Below are 20,930 nucleotides of genomic sequence, written 5' to 3'. Positions count from 1 at the left end.
CTAGCTAATCAAAAAGGATAAAGAGGTGAACCCCTCTAGGAGGGATGTAACGCTTTTAGAGGGGACCTGTCTTACATAATACGAAAACTATAATCTTAAATAGGAGCGATTAATTAGGATGATTAACAGGGACCGAAGTGAAGAAAGAATTGGTTTTCAGGAATCTGCCCCTTATAAGCCTTCCTATGATTTACAAACTGATTTTGTGATGGTTTATGGAATTGATAAGACGATGCCGGAACGAATAAAAGCGTGGAAAGAAAAAGGCTATGTCGTTCATTTAATGACAGGGGTTGCATGGGGAGAATATCAAGACTATTTGTATGGCAAAATAGACGGTCAGAATCATTGGGACGAAGCGCAAACAAATAAGCATGAATCCCATATTCTTCATGGAAAAGACATTCCCTATATGGTGCCGACCATTTCTTATACGAATTTTTTGACAGAAAGAATTAGAATTGCGGTTGATGCAGGTGTTGAGGCCATTCATTTAGAAGAACCTGAATTTTGGGCCGACGGAGGATATTCTGAAGCGTTTAAAAGAGAGTGGCAAATTTATTATAAGGAACCATGGCAGCCGCCTCATGAATCTGTTGATGCTGAGTATCGCGCTTCCCATTTGAAAGCTTATTTATATAAGCGTGCATTAGACCGTCTATGCAGTGAGTTAAAAGAATATGCGTTAGTCAAATATAACCGATTTCTACGATTCTATGTTCCGACACATAGTCTTATCAACTATACACAATGGCGCATTATTAGTCCGGAATCTATGCTGATAGATTTGCCAGCGATTGATGGCTACATTGCGCAGATTTGGACGGGAACTTCCCGTACGCCGAATGTGTATGAAGGTGTTCGTAAGGAACGGACATTTGAAACCGCCTTTTTAGAATATGGAATGATGCAGGAGCTTGTAAGCGGGACGGATCGAAGAATGTGGTTTTTACATGATCCAATAGAAGATAACCCAAGACACACATGGTCAGATTACCGAAGAAACTATTATAAAACAGTTGTTGCTTCCCTATTGCATCCCGAAATCTCTCATTTTGAAATTTCGCCATGGCCACGGAGAATTTTTGAAGGGAAATATCCTAAGGAAGATGGTACAGGTGTTGAAACCATCCCTGAAAACTATGCAACGAACCTGCTGAGCGTTATGCATACATTGGGCAATATGGATCAGCAAGACATCCAAATTTACGGATATGCTGAAAAAATTGGTGTTCTTGTTGCTGATTCAATGATGTATCAACGAAGAAATTTTTCGAATGATGAAATTGAATCAAATGCTCGTTATGATGGAACAGATCCTGATTCAGTCAAAAACGAAGAAGATATTGACCTATTAAACTTCTCGCATTTTTATGGACTAGCTTTACCGTTATTAAAGAGGGGGCTATGGGTCAGACCCGTTCAACTAGATAATGTTCGCCGCTTCTCAAACTATTTAAAGGATTACCGTTTATTGATATTGAGCTATGAGTTTTTAAAGCCTGAATATCCTGATTTGCATAATGCCCTTGCTCAATGGGTGAAGGAAGGCGGAGTACTCATCTATGTTGGTGATGATAGTGATCCATACCATAAGGTTAGAGAATGGTGGAATACAGGAAAACACCAATACCAGTATCCTAGGGAACATCTTTTCGAATGCTTTGGATTGGCTAACGAGCTTGAACAAGGAATTTATCATATCGACAAAGGCGTTCTTGGCTATTTAAGGCTGTGTCCTAAGGAATTGACCACATCGAACAAAAGTGCAGATTTGTTAAGGGAAATCATTAATCATAGTCTAGAAACCTATGATCAACAGATTACTTTGGAAGAAAAAAATTACTTTATGCTGCAACGGGGGCCTTATCGAATCGCAGCAGTAGTAGATGAATCAATGAGTTCAGACCCATTAGTCATTAAAGGGAGTTTCGTTGATTTGTTTGATCCAACTTTAAAGGTTCTTGATCACATCCAGTTAAAGCCGGATGAAAACGCACTATTATACGATCTAAACTATGATTCTAAGAAAGAGGATGTAAAGGTCATTGCAGCTTCCTCAAGGATTGAAAAAATAGATCAGCATGAAAATGGCTTTGAAATAACGGTTAGAGGACCTGAAAAAATAAAGGCAGCTGCACGCTTATTTTGCCCCAAGGAGCCAATAGAAGCAAAGCTTGTAATCGGAAATGTCAGTAAACAGATCAAATGCGAATGGCATGAACCATCAAAAACCGTTTTTCTAAACTATATACACAGTTCAACCGAACAAACAAAAGTTGTTATTAATTGGCAGTAAAAATGTTACACCCTGTAAGGCTTAATAAGTAAAACTATGGGAGGAGAGAAAAATGAAAAACCATACTGAAACAAAGCTAGCTTCCCAGCCCGTTCATGTAACGAAAACTATGAAACAAAACATCTGGTTAAGAATATGGCAGCATAGAGTGTTCTATCTCTTTTTACTACCAGGAATTATTTGGTTTTTTATCTTTTCTTATATTCCATTATATGGGATAACCATTGCCTTTAAAGATTTTAATTTTGTAAAGGGAATTCTGGGAAGTCCGTGGGCTGGTTTTAAGTACTTTCAACAGTTTTTTACCTACTATCAAGCAGGGGAAATCATTCGGAACACGTTAATCATAAGTTTGATGAAGCTGCTGATTGGTTTTCCGATGCCTATTATATTAGCACTAATGTTAAATGAAGTAAGAGTTTCGAAGTTTAAGAGAACGGTGCAAACTATTTCATACTTACCCCATTTTATCTCTTGGGTTGTCGTTGTCACACTTATGCAAAGAATGTTAACTCCGTACGGAGGTCCGGTAAATGAAATCATTGCTGCCCTTGGCCTTGATAAAATTCAGTTTTTAGGGAATATTACTTATTTTTATCAAATCATTATTGCCTCAGATGTTTGGAAGGGTGTAGGCTGGGGTGCCATAATTTATTTAGCAGCCATTTCAGGAGTTGACCCGCAATTATACGAGGCGGCAAAAATGGATGGCGCAAATCGATTCAGGCAGATGTGGCATGTGACATTGCCATCAATAAGAGGTGTAATGGTCATATTGTTTATTCTTGCATGCGGAGGAATTATGTCAGCAGGGTATGAGCAGCTGCTGTTATTGAACACTCCGGCAACAGCAAAAATAGGTACTGTTTTAGATGTTTATGTGATTAAGGCTGGTTTGGAGCAAGGACGTTTTAGTTATGCAACAGCAGTAGGGCTATTCCAAGGGATGATTGGATTAATTCTTATCATTACAGCGAATCGAATTAGCAAAAAAGTCAATGGAACATCTTTATGGTAAAGGAGTGAAGGCGTAAATGAAAGGAAAATGGTCACTATTCTCTATCATTAACTATTCAATATTGGGGATATTTGCTTTTAGTACGCTTTACCCCTTTATTTATATATTAGCTTACTCCCTTAGTGATGGGGTGGAAGCAATGAAGCACCCTATTTATTTTCTTCCGAAGGGTTTTACATTTGAAAACTATATTCAGATCTTTCAAGATACAAAGTTTCTGGAAGCCTATAAAATTACGATTCTTCGTACAGTGATTGGTACGGTTTTACATGTGTTTTTAAGTGCATTATTTGCCTATGCCTTAACGAAAAGAACATTGCCGGGAAGAACCTTTTTTACCTTTTTCATCTTTATCCCGACACTTTTTGGCGGCGGAATGATTCCAACATTTATTTTATATCGGGAATTGGGATTAATCGACACATTTTGGGTTTATGTCATTCCATTTTTATATAACTTCTTCAACATTGTTGTCCTTAGAACCTTTTTTCAGCAAATTCCTAGTTCTTTGGAAGAGTCAGCGAAGATTGATGGGTGCGGGGATTTCAAGATATTCATGAAAATTATTTTACCTTTATCTGCACCTGTTCTTGCTACCATTGGATTATTTATTGGGGTTTTCCATTGGAATGATTGGTTTACAGGTACCTACTTTGTAACAGATAAAGACTTATTGCCTGTTCAGACATTACTTAATGATTTGTTAAGCCAATCACTAGCACAAGCTGATGCTGCAAAGAATGCTTCTCAAACAGGTACTTCTGTAGGGCTGCAAGCCGTTGCGCAAACAACCCCGGAATCATTACGGATGGCAACTTTGATGGTGGCGACTTTGCCAATCCTATGTGTCTATCCTTTCTTACAAAAGTACTTTGTTAAAGGGGTTATGATTGGTTCGGTAAAGGGATAGGCCTTCTCTCTTAAAGAGAAGTTATCATATTAAAAATATTCATTTTAGGGGGAGAAAAATGAAACAGACATTTAAGCTAGTCATGACATTGTTGCTGGTTTTCTCGCTGACTATTTTAGCTGCTTGTCAGAAACAGGAAACAAGTAATGAAAGTGAGGAGGGTCCTGTTACAATCAAGGTTTTGCATAACTGGGCCGGTTCAGATGGAAATGCTCCAAAAGATGTTGCAAATAATCCTGTTGCCAAAAAGATTTTGGAAGAAACAGGAGTTAAAATGGAATTCGACTTTCCTAAAGGGATGAGTGAGGTAGAAAAAATTACCCAGATTTTTGCTACCGGTGAATTTCCAGATCTATATACAGGTCCTGCTTGGGGAAAAGAAAGTGAAACTTTGTTAAAGGCAGCAAATGAGGGGCAGCTTCATGATCTAACGGAATATATAGAGAAATATCCAAATCTTGCTGAATTAGTGAAAAAAGAAAATATGTCACCTTCTTTATATGACAGTATCATTAGTAAGCAGGATGGCGGTCAATTTATGCTGCATGCTAGTTATCCTGCTACTGATGATGATGTGATTAACTGGTTATATGGATTATATGTTAATAAAGATATCGCTGATAAAGTAGGGATGGATCCCCAATCTGTCCATACGCCTGAGGACCTTTACAATTTTTTGAAGGCAGTAAAAGATGAGAACCTCCAGGTGAATGGGAAACCGGTTTTTCCTTTGGGAGCAGGTGGAAGCGGATGGCCTTTAGACATTATGTCTGAGATGTTTGTACCTGTTGCAGGTTCAAGCAGCTGGATGATTGATGAAAACGGCAATACTCAATTGAATATTATGACAAAAGAATATGAAGAGTATATTTTGTACATGCAAAAATTACTCAATGAAGGATTGCTTGATCCGGAGGCATATACACAAACTGGTGCGATAGCCGAGGAAAAGTTTACTCAAGGACAGTATGCAGTAGTCCCAAATCAGTTCCCTGGGTTATGGACGGGGTTAGTAAAAGCAGGGCTGCAAGATAAATTTGTTCCATTAGGACCATTAAATGATTTCAACGGTGATCCCCATCGAACAGAAGTGAATGTAACGGGGTCTCAGCTTATTGCTGTTCCAAATACAGTCTCCAAGGAAAAATTAGATGCAATCATGAAGATGTTAGATTATTTGGCATCTGATGAGGGATTCCTGTTAACAAACTTTGGTATCGAGGGTACTCATTATGACATGGTTGATGGCAAGGTTCAAGCGAAAAAAGAATGGGTTGATAAGCTAAAAGATGATCCTAAAGCATTGATTAATGAGGGAATTGGATCTTCTTACGGTACATTAGCAGGATTATACCGTACCGTTTCCTTAGCAGGCGGTGCGTATGGATATCAATATGATGAACGATACAAAAAAGAAGAAGAGTTTAAAAAAATCATGTCACCAAATGGAATTAAGCCAATTGAAGGGAAAGATCCTTATAACGTGTACCAGGGGCATGAAAACTTTGAGCAAATTCAGCCCGTGTTTGATACGTTAGGAGATGTTGTCCTCCAAGCGATTCATGCTAAATCTGAAAAAGAAGCGCTGGACTTAATGAAAGAATCTCGGGAAGCGTTAAAGAGTGTCGGAATTGAAGATGTTGCTGATGAAATATCAAAACAGGCAAAAGAAGGAACAGAATTCATGCGATATAGGACATCAAACTAAACACATGTAGATCTGAATTGCATTGAAAAAGGAGAGCAGTGCGCTCTCCCTTTCACTTACTTATCTATTACTAAATTAGCCAGAAGGAGATGGATGAAAATGATTCAACAATTTAGACCCCCCTCCGTTCCATTAATTACAGTTGATCCGTATTTCAGCGTTTGGTCGGCAGCAGATCATCTTTATGATCATCACACTGTTCATTGGACAAATAAACGCAACAGCATGCTTGGAATGATCAAGGTAGACGGTAAGACCAGCCGATTCATGGGAAAAATTCAAATGACATCTGATACAGATTATGAAGAACCGCCTGCTTTCCTGCAAAAGTCCTTAAAAGTTGATCCGTTAACGACTACATACTTATTTGAAGGAGACGGTATCGAGCTGGAAATGAAATTTGTGACACCGCTGCTTCTGAATGACTTAGATTTATTGTCAAGGCCTGCTTCATATTTAACTTTTAATGTACGTTCCGTGGATGGAAACACCCATGATGTCCAAATTTATTTTGATGTATCCGGCGATCTGTGTGTGAATACAGTTGATCAACCCATTGTATGGGGGAGAAAATCAATAAATGAACAAATAGTTGCCATGTATATGGGTACGGAAGAACAGCCGGTTTTAAAACGAGTTGGTGATGATACAAGGATTGATTGGGGATACTGTTATTTGGCTTCACCTCAAGTAAGCTCAATGAAAACGGTTATTCATTCATACGACGTAAGGAAGCAGTTTGCGGAAACCGGGCAATTGCTGGAGAAAGATGATGAGCAGCAGCCAAGACCAGTACAGTCTAACCCGGCTGTCATGGCTGCTCTAGTAGATATTGGCGAAGTTGATGAAACTCAAGTATCGCACTTTCTGGTTTTAGCTTATGATGATATTCATGCAATAGAATATTTTAACCAGCCTTTAAACGCATATTGGCGCAGAAATGGAATGACGTTTGAGGAAATGATCAGCTTAGCCATCTCGCAATATGGAGAAATTCAAAGAAAATGTGAAGAATTCAATCGAGAACTGATCAATGAAAGCCAACATGCAGGTAGAGAAAAATATAAGGATTTGCTGGCCCTTTCCTATAGGCAGGCAATTGCTGCTCACAAGCTGGTTGTAGATGAAAATGGCGAGGTTTTATTTTTATCGAAGGAAAACTTCAGTAATGGCTGTATTGCAACGGTTGATGTGAGTTACCCATCTATTCCGCTGTTTTTACGGTATAATCCTGAGTTTGTAAAAGCGATGATGAGGCCGATTTTTCGATACGCAGCAAGCGAGGAGTGGACATTTCATTTTGCGCCGCACGATGTTGGATGTTATCCAAAAGCAAACGGTCAAGTGTATGGTGAAAATAAATTAGAATACCAAATGCCAATCGAAGAATGCGGAAATATGTTAATTATGGCTGCTTCCGTTTGCATTTATGCTCAAAATGCAAGCTTTGCAAAAGAAAACTGGGTGCTTTTGACTGAATGGGCAAATTACTTAATAGAAAATGGACTTGATCCGGAAAACCAATTATGTACGGATGATTTTGCCGGACATTTGGCACACAATGCTAACCTATCAATTAAAGCCATACTTGGGATTGGTGCCTATTCGATTATGTGCAAGATGCTGGATGAAAAGGATGGCGAAGTTTTTTATCAAAAGGCAAAAGAGATGGCATCTCAATGGGTAGAAATGGCGGCATCTGAAGATCACTTTAAACTTACGTTTGATAGTACAAAAGAGACGTGGAGTATGAAATACAACCTGGTTTGGGATCGGTTATTCGGACTAAATCTATTTCCAGAAGAGATCGTCGAAAAAGAAATCCCTTATTATCTATCAAAACAGAACAAGTTCGGAACCCCTCTCGACAACAGGAATACCTATACGAAGTCTGATTGGCTTGTATGGTGTGCATCGTTAGCTAATTCGCAAAATGATTTTGAACAAATGATCACTCCGCTCTGGCATTTTTTAAATGAATCTTCAAGTCGTGTCCCTTTTACAGATTGGTATGACACGATTACCGGCAAGCAGATAAACTTTCAGAACCGGTCGGTTGTTGGCGGTCTATTTATTAAATTATTAAAACCAGTTGGAATAAGCGAGTATCATAATCAACTGAGCGAAAACAATTCCATATCAAAATGACGAAATCAAAAATTTCTTAGAGGAGACACTACGTACATGAGTGAATATTATGTTACTCCAACTGAGCTTCGTCCAGTCTTTGCGCAGAAATCTGAAACAACAGACTTCTTTACATCATTTGAAGAGGGGGACGTGCAACCTGCTTGGAATAACTCTGTAGAAACTGATTGTGATGGAAATCAAAGAGCCTCAGGAGTTAAGGGAGCTATTATAGATGAATCGATTCAAGCGAATATCACTCATATAGGAAAAGGTGATGACAAGCCGATAAATAATAATAATGTTGACGGCGATCGTAAACAGATAAATTGCTTGGAAACTGAATCTTCTAATATGAAATCACAAATAGGGAATGGCCCGAAAAATAGTTATACCGGAAAAGTCAATGCAGGATGGACAGGAAACAAAGCTCTTCAGTATTCTGGAAGGCATGTAGCAGAAGGCAGGGCCTACTCTTATAATAAAGTATTTGAGGTTAAAATTACGATAACGTCAAAATCACAGCTTTCCTATTATATTCATCCGCAATTTATGGATGAAAAGCAAAGGGATTATTCCAGTACCTATGTATCTATCGACCTTGCATTTTCAGATGGAACCTATCTTAGCGAACTTGGGGCCAAGGATCAGCATGGAATTGATGTGCATCCCCAAGCACAGGGTGAATCCAAAACGTTATATCCAAATCAGTGGAATTACAAAGCCTCTGTCATTGGAAAAGTAGCTGAAGGAAAAACGGTTGAACGAATTTTAATAGCCTATGATAATCCTAGTGGTCCAGCGATTTTTGAAGGCAGTATTGATGATATTAAAATTGAGGGAGACCCGATAGAAGTAACCTATAAAAGTCCAGTAGACTATGTGAATATTCTGCGGGGCACAAACTCGAATGGAACATTTTCCAGAGGGAACAATTTTCCGGCAGTGGCTGTACCGCATGGGTTTAACTTTTGGACACCAGCGACAGATGCTGGTTCAACAAGCTGGCTTTACACGTACCAACAAGCAAATAACTCAGATAATTTGCCCGAAATTCAGGCATTTTCTCTAAGTCATGAAACAAGTCCATGGATGGGAGACCGTCAGACATTTCAAGTCATGCCTCAGGCCTTGGAAAAACCAAGTGCAAATCGACAAGAGCGTGCGTTGGCATTTAAGCATGAAAATGAAATAGCAAAGCCTCATTACTATCGAGTTACATTTGAAAATAAAATAAAAACAGAAATAACGCCGACAGACCGTGCTGCTATGTTTAAGTTTACCTTTACCTGTGAGAAATCGAGCCTGATATTTGACAATGTAAATAATGATGGCGGCTTGAATTTACATCCAGATGATCAGTCAATAACTGGTTATACAGATGTAAAAAGCGGACTTTCCGACGGCAGTACGAGGATGTTTATTTATGCAGTCTTTGATAAGAAGGTATTAGATAGCGGGAAGCTAACAGGTGAGAACAGGGATCCTGTTGCTGGCTATTTTTGTTTTGACACCTCAGGTGAGGATAAAACCGTGACAATGAAAATCGCTACTTCATTGATTAGTGTCAACCAAGCGAGAAAGAATCTTGAGCAGGAGATAAAACCAAATTCCACTTTTGAAAGTTTAAAGGAAGATGCAAAGAAAGCATGGGAAGAAAAACTAAAAATGATTGAAGTGGAAGGAGCAAGCAATGAAGAGCTTGTCACGCTTTATTCCAATATGTACCGGCTTTTCTTATATCCTAATATTGGGTATGAAAATACAGGCACGGAAGAAAAACCAAAGTATCAGTATGCAAGTCCGTTTTCAAACCAGATAAAAGAAAACACACCGAAAGAAACAGGTGCCAACATTGTCGATGGTAAGTGCTATGTCAATAATGGTTTCTGGGATACCTACCGGACATCGTGGCCAGCTTACGCTTTGTTAACCCCAACAAATGCCGGTGAGATGATCAATGGTTTTATCCAGCAATATAAAGATGGCGGCTGGATATCTAGATGGTCTTCCCCTGGCTATGCCAATCTAATGGTAGGCACAAGCTCTGATGTTGCTTTTGCAGATGCTTATTTAAAAGGAGTAACAAATTTTGATGTGAAGGCCTTTTATGAATCTGCTTTAAAGAATGCTTCTGTTGCAAGTGAAAATGAAAGTGTGGGGCGAAAAGGGTTAGCGACGTCTATCTTTAATCGTTATACGAGTACTTCGACTGGAGAGGGCTTATCTTGGGCAATGGATGGCTACATCAATGATTTTGCAATTGCGAATTTGGCAAGAGCGCTGGCAAAACAGACAGATGAAGCGATTCCAGCTTATCAACAATATTGTACAGATGCTGTTTATTATTTAGAACGCGCCCAAAACTATGTTGAACTGTTTAATTCCGATGTAAAGTTTTTTATGGGAAAAGTGCCGACAGGTGAATGGCGAAGTTCTCCCGAAACCTTTAATCCTGAAGCGTGGGGCGGCGATTATACAGAAACAAATGCGTGGAATATGGCCTTTCACGTACCGCAAGATGGTCAAGGTTTAGCAAATCTTTATGGTGGCAGAGCTGGATTGGCGGAAAAACTAGATGCCTTTTTTACTATTCCTGAGACAGCCTCCTATCCAGGGCATTATGGCAGTTTCATCCATGAAATGCTTGAAGCCAGGGATGTAAGGATGGGGATGTACGGACATAGCAACCAGCCTGCCCATCACATTCTTTACATGTATAACTATGCAGGGCAGCCGGCAAAAGCACAGGAAAAAATCCGTGAAGTGTTATCAAGATTATATATCGGCAGTGAAATTGGCCAAGGGTATTCAGGAGATGAAGACAATGGCGAAATGTCTGCATGGTATTTGTTCAGTGCCGCAGGATTTTATCCGTTGCAAATGGGTATACCTGAATATGCTATAGGTGCTCCTTATTTTAAAAGTTTAACGATTCGTCTTGAAAATGGGAACACCATCTTAGTAAAAGCACCAAAAGTCAGTCATGAAAATAAATTTGTCCAAAGCCTGAAAGTAAACGGCAAACTCCATAATAAGTTAACGATTGATCATGAAACGCTAAGTAATGGAGCAATCTTGGAGTTTGAAATGGGAAGCGAGCCTTCAGAGTGGGGAACAGGTGTTGAAGACGCCTTACCAGGGTCAATTACTAATCCGAGAACAAACGGAACTTCCTTGCTGCCAATTGTCATGTATGACTTGACAGATAATAAGAAAGGGATATCCCAGCATTCCAATAGAGGCGGAGCTGAAAAGCTGTTTGACAATACATCTCACACAATACTGTCTCTTGACGGCACTCATCCATGGGTACAATATTGTTTTGAGAATGGACCTGAGGAAGTATTAATGTACACAATTACTTCTGGTGAGGCTGTGAAACAGGATCCAAAAAGCTGGGAATTATTAGGTTCCAAAGATGGTAATGTTTGGAAAGTGCTTGATAAAAGGGAAAATGAATGTTTCCCATGGCGCAAATTCACCAAGCCATTTTCAATCGAAAACCCTGGTGCCTATTCTTTCTATCGATTAGAAATTCAAGAGAACGGAGGAGCAGCAACCACTTCTATCGCTCAAATTGAGATGCTTGGATATGGTGATATCAAAAGAGGATTTCATCGCGTAGAAGCAATCATGCAGCGTTATGTGGAATCTGGGGAGATTGACGAAGCATCAACAATCCAATTTTCTAGGTCGCTGGAACAGTATCAACTAGGTCATCACAAGCAAGCTATCAAGACATTAAGAGACTTTTTAAGCGAGCAAAGGTCTCTTTCGGAGAAGACAAAAGAGAAATTATCAGCTGATCTTCATGCGTTGATTGAAGCATTGATAAAAGTAACAAACTGTTATCATTTAAGCAAAACAAAATAAAACCTAATTGGGAGCCTGTTTGAAAGAGACGATTTCATAAACAGGCTCTATTTCAATGGATTCCAAGGATAAATCATATCCTTCATACATATTTTAGTGATGGCCCTTACCATTTCTATATGAGGATTTTAATAGAGGATGTTAAAGAACTTTAAATAGTTGAAATATGCTGTTTTAGTAAACTATGTTCCTATTTATCAATAGTGCAAATTAATTGATTGCAGTGTATTAACTTCAGCTCCGATCAACCTTAAATCTCTTAGAAAGAGCCCTATAATAAAACCTTTTAGAGCTTTTTTTGTGTGTAATAGAAAGTGAAAGGAGATAATAATGCTTAAAGCTTTAAGTGATGAATATTTAATTGATACGTATGTTAAGGCGTTAAAATTGAAGATTGACCCACATTTCATTTTTTTATTAGATGAAGAAATAAGGAGACGTTTTTATAAGTTACTAGTTTAAGCCCTGCTTATTTCAATTTAATTTTTACAAACATAATTGTTTGATTCATGTAATTTGTATGAAAATAGATATGATTTTCTTATGTGTTGTTCGAGGAAATCTCATAACGAGGAGCTGGTTATATGATCGGTCTGACGCTAGGCGTATGACCATTCTACTCGGAAAATGTCTGATTATTTTCAAGTTCTGCCTCAGTAGTTTTTGTGGAACACAAGTTAGAATATTGATAAAGTTAAAAATAAATGGATCGCAGCAAAATCCTTGCTACGATCTTTTTATTTTGTTAGATTTGGGATAGAATTGATTTTTACGTTTATTGAAAGATTGAGAGCAGGCTTTTTAAGATGTTTTATAGGAAAGGTTGAAAACAAGGAGGGAGAGCAAATGAAATTAACAGGTAAAAAAGTATTAAGCTTTGTCCATGAAGATTTCGAGGACTTGGAACTTTGGTATCCAATCCATCGTTTGCGTGAAGAAGGGGCAACGGTTGATTTGGCCGGAGAAGAGGCTGGATATACATATAAAGGAAAGTATGGAGTACCGGCAACTTCTGATTTCTCCTTTCAAGATGTTGATCCTGATAATTATGACGCTTTATTGGTTCCAGGAGGCTGGGCTCCAGATAAACTGCGCAGATTTCCTGAGGTGCTAGCCATCGTTCAGCATATGGAAGAACGGAAAAAACCAATCGGCCAAATCTGTCATGCAGGCTGGGTGCTGATCTCTGCTAAAATATTGAATGGCAAGACCGTAACAAGCACACCAGGTATTCGCGATGATATGGAAAATGCAGGAGCGACATGGCTGGACGAAGCGGTGGTTGTTGATGGACATCTTGTGTCAAGCAGACGTCCGCCTGATTTGCCGGATTATATGAAGGCTTTTATTCAAGTTTTTGAAGATAAGTAAAATCAAATAGGTTTTTGTAGTAACAACACTTTGATACCATGCTTATCAAAGAGAAATATGGAAATGAATAAGTCCCAAGGGATAAATTTAACCCTTGGGACTTATTTACTTTTGATTTTTCCCTTCATTCAATTATAAGGAGATTCCAGCTTGCTTATTATTTGCAGCAGGCAGTTTTTCATATCCGTATAGCCAGTCGATCATGTCAAAGTCTTTGGCTTCTATATTTTCTAGAAGTGTATCGCGCAGTAAAATGGAGACTGGATCTTCCGCATGAATAATTTCTCCCCAAGTTCGAGCACTTTTTTGAACTTTTGCGGTGCGAGGAATACGTTCTTTTTGATAAGCTAAAAATGCTTGCTCAAAGTTTTCGCCGTGAAGCTGAAGCATATCAGCCAAGTAAGAAGCGTCTTCTAATGCTTGACAACCGCCTTGTGCCAGGTATTGAAGCATTGGATGTGCCGCATCACCAAGAAGCGTAAAATTCCCTTTTGTCCAGTTTCCGATTGGCTCACGATCATACATCGGCCAGCGAATTTGGCGCTGGATAAAGGATAATGCTTTCTCAACAAGAGGATGGCATCCTTTAAACACTGCATCCATTTCTTCTGGAGTTCCCCATTCATCTGAATCAGGCTTGTATTGTTGACTCTTAAATACAACTACTTGGTTATATAATTCCCCTTTGCGAACAGGATATTGGACAACGTGAAGGTTAGGGCCAATCCACATGATTACGTCATCCATATTTGCATCTGTACTAATTTCTTCAATAGGAACTGTACCGCGATATGCAACATAATGAGAGCAGATTGCTTCATCGTCAGCAAAATACTTACGAGTTTTTGACCAAAGACCATCAGCACCAATTGCAGCTTTTCCTGAAAATTGTTCTCCGCTTTGGTTAGTAACAATGACGCCCGACTCATTTTGATCAACAGTTTCTATGATTTGATCATTAACAAGGCTAATAAGCGGATTTTTCTCGGCAGCTTCGACCAAGACGCGATGCAAATCTGAACGGTGCAATACGATGTATGGGAAACCGAACTTTGCTTTAAATTCATCACCTAAATCTAGTGCAGCTAATTCCTTTGCTGTATAAACATCTTTGAGAACTAGTCTTTGAGGGAATACTGCATATTTTTCGATTTCATCAGCAACACCGAAACGATCTAAGACGGCCATTGCATTTGGTCCCATTTGAATACCTGCACCAATTTCACCGAACACTGGAGCCTGTTCTAGAATTTTTGTTTTATGGCCTGCTTCAGCTGATGCAAGAGCTGCAGCCACTCCGCCAATTCCTCCGCCAATGACAAGAACTTCTTTTTCTGTATTATCCATTATGTGTCATCCCCCTTATGTTTGATGGTAGTAAACTTTCTATCCCAGTTTTAAAAGTCAAATTAATAATCTGTTAAGAATTACACTTAAACCAAAACTGGATTAAATTCACTTTTTACTTCTTGATGACCGTTATTCAGTTCATATGGAGTCTCTTGCTCAAGATCAAATTTTTCCATTATCGGCAAATCGTTAACTGAAAAGAAGAAAGTTTCCTGTAACGCGACATGCTCATGTACTGCCCAGTTCGGAATAATAAAATAATCACCTTGAGACCAATCAAAGCGAACCCCGTTAATAATGCTGTAACCTGAACCTCTAAAAACTTGGTAAATGGTTGAATGTGTATGGCGATGAGCTTTTGAATGGAACCCTTTTGGAAGCTTTTGAATCCATGCACCAATGTTCGGATTAGCCGTTTGTCCATTAGATGGGTTTATAAACTCTACTGCATAGCCGTCATATGGATCTGGCTCAAAGCGAGACAATCCTTCAATCGCCCTCAATGTTTGATTCCATTTATATGCGCTTAGGGGTGCCTTTTTAGGATGACGGTCAGAGATCGGACGAACCATGCCTCCTTCATAGCGCTGAGCAGAATAGTTATCAGGGACCTTCGGCTGTTCTATTCTTTCTGGATATGGCTCAAAGAACGTTCCGCCCATCATATAAATCGTTGGAATATCGAGAACATCCATCCAAATCATCGGCTCAGTACCTTCATGGCCATGACCATGCCAAAGGTTCTTTGGTGTTATAACAAAATCACCTTCTTCCATGAAAATCCGTTCGCCTTCAACAATTGAGTAAGCGCCTTCACCTTGTGTAATAAAGCGGAGCGCATTTTGTGTATGACGATGAGATGGCGCCGTTTCCCCAGGTTGGAGCAGCTGTACTGCTGCATAAAGTGTCTGCGATGTGGAGGCCCATCCCCATGGCTGGCGATAATCTAATCCGGGATTCTGAAGATAAATGGCTCTTCGTTCACCACCGCGATCGGGTGTGAAAATTTGCGCCGCCTCTGCTAATTTTTTTTCAAGTAGATCCCACTTCCAAAGATAAGCCTGTGCATGGGGCTCGGGCTGGTGATGCATTAATTCTGGAATTGCTTCCCAAAGTGGTCCGAGATTATATTGGCGAATATCTCTCGTGAAGTCTTGGACAATTTTACTTTTAAAATAATCATTTTTTTCTGCCATTCTCGATTTCTCCGTTTCAAATTTTTTTGATTGATATGAGGGGCTTAGGCCCCAGTTATATTAGGCGATTAATCTTGGTTAACTTTTGTTAGATTTCGCTTCATTTGGCCAAAATGTTTTGCTACATGTTCAACAAGTAAATGATCAACGATAAATGAAATCGGTTTAGTGCCAAACCGAGGATTTCGGCTGGGTGCTTCAAGCCATAACGTTTCATCATCTAGTTTTTTTAACGTCATTTCCACTTGCGGTTTTAATTCTTCCAGCTCTTTTATGACGGATGATAAAGGGGTGCCATCAACCTTTGTACTTATCACAGCTGCTAAGCGGTCAACATTTTGTAAGCCGCGGCCCCATTCCTTTCCGGGAGACTCTAGAAGCAGTTCAATTTCATTTAGCCAATAAGGAACCGCTTCCACTAGATGGCAAAGAATTTGCATAATTGACCATTCCTCGTCAGAAGGTTTCCAACGGATAACATCTTCAGTCAGTTCGTTTGCTTTTTGAATGATCCTATCGAGTGAGCTATGAATAGATTGAATGGATTCAATTAGGCTTAACGTTGCCATTTACTTCACCTCCGCGGGTTCTTTGACAGGTGCTACTCGGTTTTCAAGACTGCCAATTTTATCAACTTCAATTTTCACAACGTCTCCATCTTTTAAGAAAACTTGTGGGTCGCGAGCCACACCGACCCCGCCTGGTGTACCTGTCAAAATCACATCTCCTGGCTCAAGTGTCATGAGATTCGATAAAAATTCAACTAAATATTGCACAGAGAATACTAGATTCGCTGTATTTGATCGTTGACGCTCTTCACCATTCACAGTAAGAACAATTTCTAATCCAGAAGGGTCTTGAAGCTCGTCAGCTGTAATTAGCCATGGCCCCATGGGAGCGCTTCCCTCTACGGTCTTACCTTGCAGCCACTGAAGGGTGCGGCGCTGAAGATCACGATATGTTACATCATTAACAATTGTATATCCAGCTACATAATCAAGTGCTTCAGCTTGGGATACATGTCTTGCACGTTTCCCGACCACAAATGCAAACTCTGCTTCATAATCAAGCTGATCTGAAATTGGATAGAAGGGAATATCGTCCTGAGGCCCAATCACCGTATTAGCAAATTTCGCAAACACTACCGGATACGGTGGAAGTTCACGCTTCATTTCTAAAATATGTTCACGATAATTATGACCAACACAAATCATTTTTCCGGGTGCCGGAACCGGTGCTTCAATTTTTACTTCTTTAAGCTTATAAACTAGTTGATAGCCGTTATCCTCTCTATTGATTAAGGCATAGTCTATCGCTTTATGAGCAAGTTTAAAGCTTTCTTTTCCTCCTTGCAAAAATCCATTCATATCTGCTGGAATAAACGCTTCGGCAATTTCGCGGGCACGAATTTTCCCTTCAGAAGCAAGTAATGCTTTATATGCAGCATTTAAATCGATGACTTCTTCATTAGTAATGGCTCCAATACGTGAAACACCTTCGCGAGTAAATGTAATTAGCTTCATTTGTAAACTCCCTTTCTATTAAAAATTTTAATGTTATACAGCATTCCATTCTTTAATCTTGTAAACGGCTTCATTTTCTTGATTCATTGGATCTCTGTTCATCATTGATCTTGCTTCTTCAAACGAATCTGCTAAAAGAACATAGGCTCCTCCAGATTGATCTTCAAATCCGCCTGCAGTAAACAAGCCATTCGTTTCCCTTAAATTTTGCAAAAATTCACGATGGCCTTGAATAAAGTTCCCTGTAAAAGATGGCTTTCTTTCAATCAGTACTAAAAATTTCTTCATTTCATCACCTCATTTTTTGGAGATTAAAAATTATCATTTTAGATAACTTAGTTCTCTATTTATATAAAACTTAATTTATTTTATTTAGATTGTCAATATTATTAAAAAAAATAATCATCTGAAAATTTCAGAAAAGCTCAACATAGTGCATTCTTTTAACATGATATTTGGACAAGTTTAACTTGAGATATTTTCATCATCATATTCTTTCTAATGGGATATAGGTCACGATAATGCTAAAATTATTGATAGGAGGTTAAGAGAGGCTTAACCTTTTTATATAGGAGGGTTACAATGGAAGGCACGAAGAAAGGAACAACCATTCAATCATTACAAATAGGCATGGGTATCGTGGATTTAATGGCTAAACAAGGAAGGCCGCTGAAATTTTCTGATATCCATGATTTAACTAAAATTACAAAAAGCAATCTGTATAAATATCTTAATACCTTCACTCAGCTAGGAATTCTTTATCGTGATAAAGAATCAGGTGCCTATGTACTTGGAAGTAAGCTGATAGAATATGGAATGGCTGCTGTAGATCAAGAAAATGTTGTGGATAGGATTACACCTTACTTGGTTGAAATCAACGGGAAAAGTTTAAGCACCGTTTTATATTCCAGTTGGACACATAATGGGCCAATGATTGTTAGAGAGTTTAATACTAACCGAGGGTATAATATAGGAGCTCAAATGGGGACGTTACTACCCATTCTATCAGCTACAGGTAAAGTATTTATGGCTTTCATGGATGAGCAGATTATTCATGAATGGAAAGAAAAAGAATTAAAGGAAATTCCTTTAGAAAAAGTTAATCAACTTAAAGAAGAATGTAAATCCATTCAGCAAAAAGAAATTTCATTTGCCAGGGAGCCGCTGGTTTCATCCATATCTTCCGTTGCGTTCCCAATCTTTAATTACAAAAAGAAACTTCTTGGGGCAGTGACAATTGTCGGCTTTTCCGAGAAAATACCTCATAATGAAGAAGCGGAGCTTAGCAGATATCTATTGAAAATGAGTAAAGAGATATCTGAAGGGTTTGGTTATCAATCAGATATAGAGTAAAGGGAAAATTTAAGAGGAATTCATAAAAAAGCGGGATATTCCCGCTTTTTTATGTTTATGGCTAAATAACTTTTATAGTCAGAAAACTAAAAATAATAAATTTTTCTGTATTGAAAACACGTAATGCGCTTGTTATAATCACAAATAGAGAACTAAATTAACTATATAGATAAAAAGTAACGAGTAAGCGTTAACATTTTATAGTAAAACTAAAGGGGGAGAAAATTTGGCTTACATTCATTCAACAGAAGTTATTGCTGCAAGTGAATTTAACCGCTTTCATTTACGGTTGCTTATCTGGAGTTTTTTGATTATTGCGTTTGATGGATATGACCTGGTCGTCTACGGAACTGTTGTACCAGTTCTGATCGATCAATGGGGTCTTACTGCAGTAGAAGCAGGGGCAATGGGCAGCTATGGACTATTTGGCATGATGTTTGGTGCGATATTTTTTGGAACATTGGCTGACCGGCTTGGAAGGAAAAATGTTATTGTCATCACCATGATATTTTTTAGTTTATTTACATTCTTATGTGGCTTTGCTGAGACTCCGACGCTTTTCTCTACTTTTCGCTTTTTGGCAGGCTTAGGACTTGGCGGTATCATGCCTAACATCATTGCCTTGTTAACGGATTATGCTCCTAAATCTATGAAAAGCATGATCGTCTCCATCGTATTATGCGGCTATTCAATCGGAGGGATACTTGCCCCTTTACTAGGAATCTATTTGATGCCGGCATTTGGCTGGGAGTCTATCTTTTGGATTGCTGGACTGCCTTTATTATTTCTGCCTTTGACCTATAAGCAATTGCCAGAAACAGCGAGCCACCTAATTAGAACAGGCAGAAAAGAAGAATTAATCTCGATTCTTTCCAAGGTGAGTCCTGGATCAACATTTACGATACATGATGAGATTGTGGAAATAAAAACAACAGAAATTAAGGTTCCGATTGTAGGTTTATTTAAGGAAAATCGCGCTTTAAGTACGGTAATGTTTTGGATTGCTTTTTTTAGTTGTTTATTAATGGTGTATGGTTTAAACACATGGCTTCCTAAGTTGATGATTGAAGCGGGGTACGGGTTGAATTCAAGCTTAGCTTTTCTTATCGCCTTACAAGGTGGTGCAATTATTGGGACCCTTATAATCGGTCGACTTTGTGATAAATACGGCTCGAAAAAGATGCTTGTTCCAATGTATGCTTCAGGCGCAATTTCCTTGACCTTACTTGGTTTTGGGGGAAATCCATTTGTTATTTACGTATTAGTAGCCATTGCAGGCGCTGCTACTATCGGAGCTCAAAATATTGTGCAAGCCTATGTATCCCAGTACTACCCGCAAAATATCAGGTCTACAGCTTTAGGAATGGCTTCCGGCATCGGCCGAATTGGCGGTATGCTGGGACCGCTCTTAGGAGGTTTCCTCTTATCGGTTAGTATGCCGATTCACTTAAATTTCATTGCATTCGCTATTCCTGGTTTAATCGCAGCTGTTGCGTTAGCAATAGTGCCAAGGCGATTTGCTTATTCAAATGAAAGTGATAGGAATATGGATTCTAATCGGATCAATGTGAGTTGAGAAAATTTTTTTCATTGGTGTGTTTGATATTAGCTAATAGTATGAAAATATATAAAAAGGAAAGAATTAATGTGGGCAGGATTTTCCTGTCCTTTTTTTGATGACTCCTCTATTAAAATACGATATAGTTTAACTTACATATTTACATAATTTTCTAGATGGAGGAAGGAGAATCACTATGACTTTAAAAGTACAATATAAAGTAAATGACACCGTCCATGCTGAGGAGCTGTCAGAATTATTTAAAGCCTCTGGTATAATACGGCCTGTCCACGATCTTCCGCGGCTGCAAAAAATGATTGAGCAGGCCGACATTATTATCACTGCCCGGGATGAAGGTCGTTTAGTCGGCGTAGCACGTGCAATTACTGATTTTAGCTATTGCTGCTATTTATCAGATCTTGCAGTTGATCGGAGCATTCAAAAAAGCGGAATTGGTAAGGAGCTTGTCCACTTGTTAAGGGAAGAGCTGGGAGAGCAGGTGTCATTAATCCTGTTAGCTTCACAGGAAGCAATGGAATATTATCCGAAAATCGGCTTTGACAAAATTGACAATGGTTATAAAATAAGTAGAAAAAGCTAGAGGAATGTAGGGGCTGTCTCAATAGGGTTTTAACCATCCC

Annotated in this window: 16 protein-coding genes; 11 read left to right on the top strand and 5 right to left on the bottom strand. The window is 38.9% G+C overall.

Annotated features, from left to right (window positions below; translation table 11 throughout):
• Positions 1–118: 118 nt before the first annotated feature.
• The 8 genes from WQ54_RS04175 to WQ54_RS04145 all read left to right on the top strand — a co-directional run bounded on the left by WQ54_RS04175 (position 119) and on the right by WQ54_RS04145 (position 13,309).
• Positions 119–2,299 carry a hypothetical protein gene (locus tag WQ54_RS04175; protein ID WP_231597442.1) on the top strand — a complete coding sequence of 727 codons (2,181 nt, stop codon included), beginning with the start codon at positions 119–121 and terminating at the stop codon, positions 2,297–2,299.
• Positions 2,300–2,408: 109 nt separating this feature from the next.
• Positions 2,409–3,317, top strand: coding sequence for a sugar ABC transporter permease (locus WQ54_RS04170; protein WP_046512757.1), 909 nt, complete (start codon positions 2,409–2,411; stop codon positions 3,315–3,317).
• 16 nt (positions 3,318–3,333) lie between these two features.
• Positions 3,334–4,227, top strand: a complete 894-nt coding sequence (locus WQ54_RS04165; RefSeq protein ID WP_046512558.1) for a carbohydrate ABC transporter permease — start codon at positions 3,334–3,336, stop codon at positions 4,225–4,227.
• Between the two features lie 58 nt (positions 4,228–4,285).
• Positions 4,286–5,935, top strand: a complete 1,650-nt coding sequence (locus tag WQ54_RS04160; RefSeq protein WP_046512552.1) for an extracellular solute-binding protein — start codon at positions 4,286–4,288, stop codon at positions 5,933–5,935.
• Between the two features lie 99 nt (positions 5,936–6,034).
• The gene (locus WQ54_RS04155) at positions 6,035–8,083 is read left to right on the top strand and encodes a glutaminase family protein (RefSeq protein WP_046512549.1); all 2,049 of its coding nucleotides are present in this window, start codon (positions 6,035–6,037) and stop codon (positions 8,081–8,083) included.
• Positions 8,084–8,119: 36 nt separating this feature from the next.
• On the top strand, positions 8,120–11,938 hold the full coding sequence (locus tag WQ54_RS04150) for a GH92 family glycosyl hydrolase (protein WP_052737647.1): 3,819 nt from the start codon (positions 8,120–8,122) through the stop codon (positions 11,936–11,938).
• Positions 11,939–12,268: 330 nt separating this feature from the next.
• On the top strand, positions 12,269–12,400 hold the full coding sequence (sda, locus tag WQ54_RS32405; protein ID WP_084821818.1) for a sporulation histidine kinase inhibitor Sda: 132 nt from the start codon (positions 12,269–12,271) through the stop codon (positions 12,398–12,400).
• A 384-nt stretch (positions 12,401–12,784) separates the two neighbouring features.
• Entirely contained in the window at positions 12,785–13,309 is a 525-nt protein-coding gene (locus WQ54_RS04145) for a type 1 glutamine amidotransferase domain-containing protein (protein ID WP_046512546.1), read from the top strand.
• 132 nt (positions 13,310–13,441) lie between these two features.
• Here WQ54_RS04145 and WQ54_RS04140 read toward each other — a convergent pair whose 3' ends face one another.
• The 5 genes from WQ54_RS04140 to WQ54_RS04120 all read right to left on the bottom strand — a co-directional run bounded on the left by WQ54_RS04140 (position 13,442) and on the right by WQ54_RS04120 (position 17,666).
• A complete protein-coding gene (locus tag WQ54_RS04140) occupies positions 13,442–14,656 on the bottom strand; it encodes an FAD-dependent monooxygenase (protein ID WP_046512543.1) in 1,215 nt (404 codons plus the stop codon).
• 86 nt (positions 14,657–14,742) lie between these two features.
• Complete coding sequence (locus WQ54_RS04135) at positions 14,743–15,855, bottom strand: cupin domain-containing protein (RefSeq protein ID WP_046512540.1); 1,113 nt, start codon at positions 15,853–15,855, stop codon at positions 14,743–14,745.
• 68 nt (positions 15,856–15,923) lie between these two features.
• Positions 15,924–16,424 carry a DinB family protein gene (locus WQ54_RS04130; protein ID WP_046512538.1) on the bottom strand — a complete coding sequence of 167 codons (501 nt, stop codon included), beginning with the start codon at positions 16,422–16,424 and terminating at the stop codon, positions 15,924–15,926.
• Entirely contained in the window at positions 16,425–17,378 is a 954-nt protein-coding gene (locus WQ54_RS04125) for a fumarylacetoacetate hydrolase family protein (RefSeq protein ID WP_046512535.1), read from the bottom strand.
• A 33-nt stretch (positions 17,379–17,411) separates the two neighbouring features.
• Complete coding sequence (locus WQ54_RS04120; protein ID WP_046512533.1) at positions 17,412–17,666, bottom strand: YciI family protein; 255 nt, start codon at positions 17,664–17,666, stop codon at positions 17,412–17,414.
• A gap of 294 nt (positions 17,667–17,960) precedes the next feature.
• On the opposite strand from WQ54_RS04120, the gene WQ54_RS04115 reads away from it, so the two are divergent.
• The 3 genes from WQ54_RS04115 to WQ54_RS04105 all read left to right on the top strand — a co-directional run bounded on the left by WQ54_RS04115 (position 17,961) and on the right by WQ54_RS04105 (position 20,890).
• On the top strand, positions 17,961–18,731 hold the full coding sequence (locus tag WQ54_RS04115) for an IclR family transcriptional regulator (protein ID WP_046512530.1): 771 nt from the start codon (positions 17,961–17,963) through the stop codon (positions 18,729–18,731).
• Between the two features lie 226 nt (positions 18,732–18,957).
• On the top strand, positions 18,958–20,307 hold the full coding sequence (locus WQ54_RS04110) for an aromatic acid/H+ symport family MFS transporter (RefSeq protein WP_046512528.1): 1,350 nt from the start codon (positions 18,958–18,960) through the stop codon (positions 20,305–20,307).
• Positions 20,308–20,485: 178 nt separating this feature from the next.
• On the top strand, positions 20,486–20,890 hold the full coding sequence (locus tag WQ54_RS04105) for a GNAT family N-acetyltransferase (RefSeq protein WP_046512525.1): 405 nt from the start codon (positions 20,486–20,488) through the stop codon (positions 20,888–20,890).
• Positions 20,891–20,930 lie beyond the last annotated feature (40 nt).

This window comes from Bacillus sp. SA1-12 (assembly GCF_000981385.1).
GTDB lineage: Bacteria > Bacillota > Bacilli > Bacillales > Bacillaceae > Metabacillus.
This window is presented reverse-complemented; position numbering and strand designations above follow the sequence as displayed.

Coding starts and splice junctions, on each gene's coding strand:
- WQ54_RS04175 (WP_231597442.1), top strand. CDS start 119: ATGATTAACAGGGACCGAAGTGAAGAAAGAATTGGTTTTCAGGAATCT.
- WQ54_RS04170 (WP_046512757.1), top strand. CDS start 2,409: ATGAAACAAAACATCTGGTTAAGAATATGGCAGCATAGAGTGTTCTAT.
- WQ54_RS04165 (WP_046512558.1), top strand. CDS start 3,334: ATGAAAGGAAAATGGTCACTATTCTCTATCATTAACTATTCAATATTG.
- WQ54_RS04160 (WP_046512552.1), top strand. CDS start 4,286: ATGAAACAGACATTTAAGCTAGTCATGACATTGTTGCTGGTTTTCTCG.
- WQ54_RS04155 (WP_046512549.1), top strand. CDS start 6,035: ATGATTCAACAATTTAGACCCCCCTCCGTTCCATTAATTACAGTTGAT.
- WQ54_RS04150 (WP_052737647.1), top strand. CDS start 8,120: ATGAGTGAATATTATGTTACTCCAACTGAGCTTCGTCCAGTCTTTGCG.
- sda (WP_084821818.1), top strand. CDS start 12,269: ATGCTTAAAGCTTTAAGTGATGAATATTTAATTGATACGTATGTTAAG.
- WQ54_RS04145 (WP_046512546.1), top strand. CDS start 12,785: ATGAAATTAACAGGTAAAAAAGTATTAAGCTTTGTCCATGAAGATTTC.
- WQ54_RS04140 (WP_046512543.1), bottom strand. CDS start 14,656: ATGGATAATACAGAAAAAGAAGTTCTTGTCATTGGCGGAGGAATTGGC.
- WQ54_RS04135 (WP_046512540.1), bottom strand. CDS start 15,855: ATGGCAGAAAAAAATGATTATTTTAAAAGTAAAATTGTCCAAGACTTC.
- WQ54_RS04130 (WP_046512538.1), bottom strand. CDS start 16,424: ATGGCAACGTTAAGCCTAATTGAATCCATTCAATCTATTCATAGCTCA.
- WQ54_RS04125 (WP_046512535.1), bottom strand. CDS start 17,378: ATGAAGCTAATTACATTTACTCGCGAAGGTGTTTCACGTATTGGAGCC.
- WQ54_RS04120 (WP_046512533.1), bottom strand. CDS start 17,666: ATGAAGAAATTTTTAGTACTGATTGAAAGAAAGCCATCTTTTACAGGG.
- WQ54_RS04115 (WP_046512530.1), top strand. CDS start 17,961: ATGGAAGGCACGAAGAAAGGAACAACCATTCAATCATTACAAATAGGC.
- WQ54_RS04105 (WP_046512525.1), top strand. CDS start 20,486: ATGACTTTAAAAGTACAATATAAAGTAAATGACACCGTCCATGCTGAG.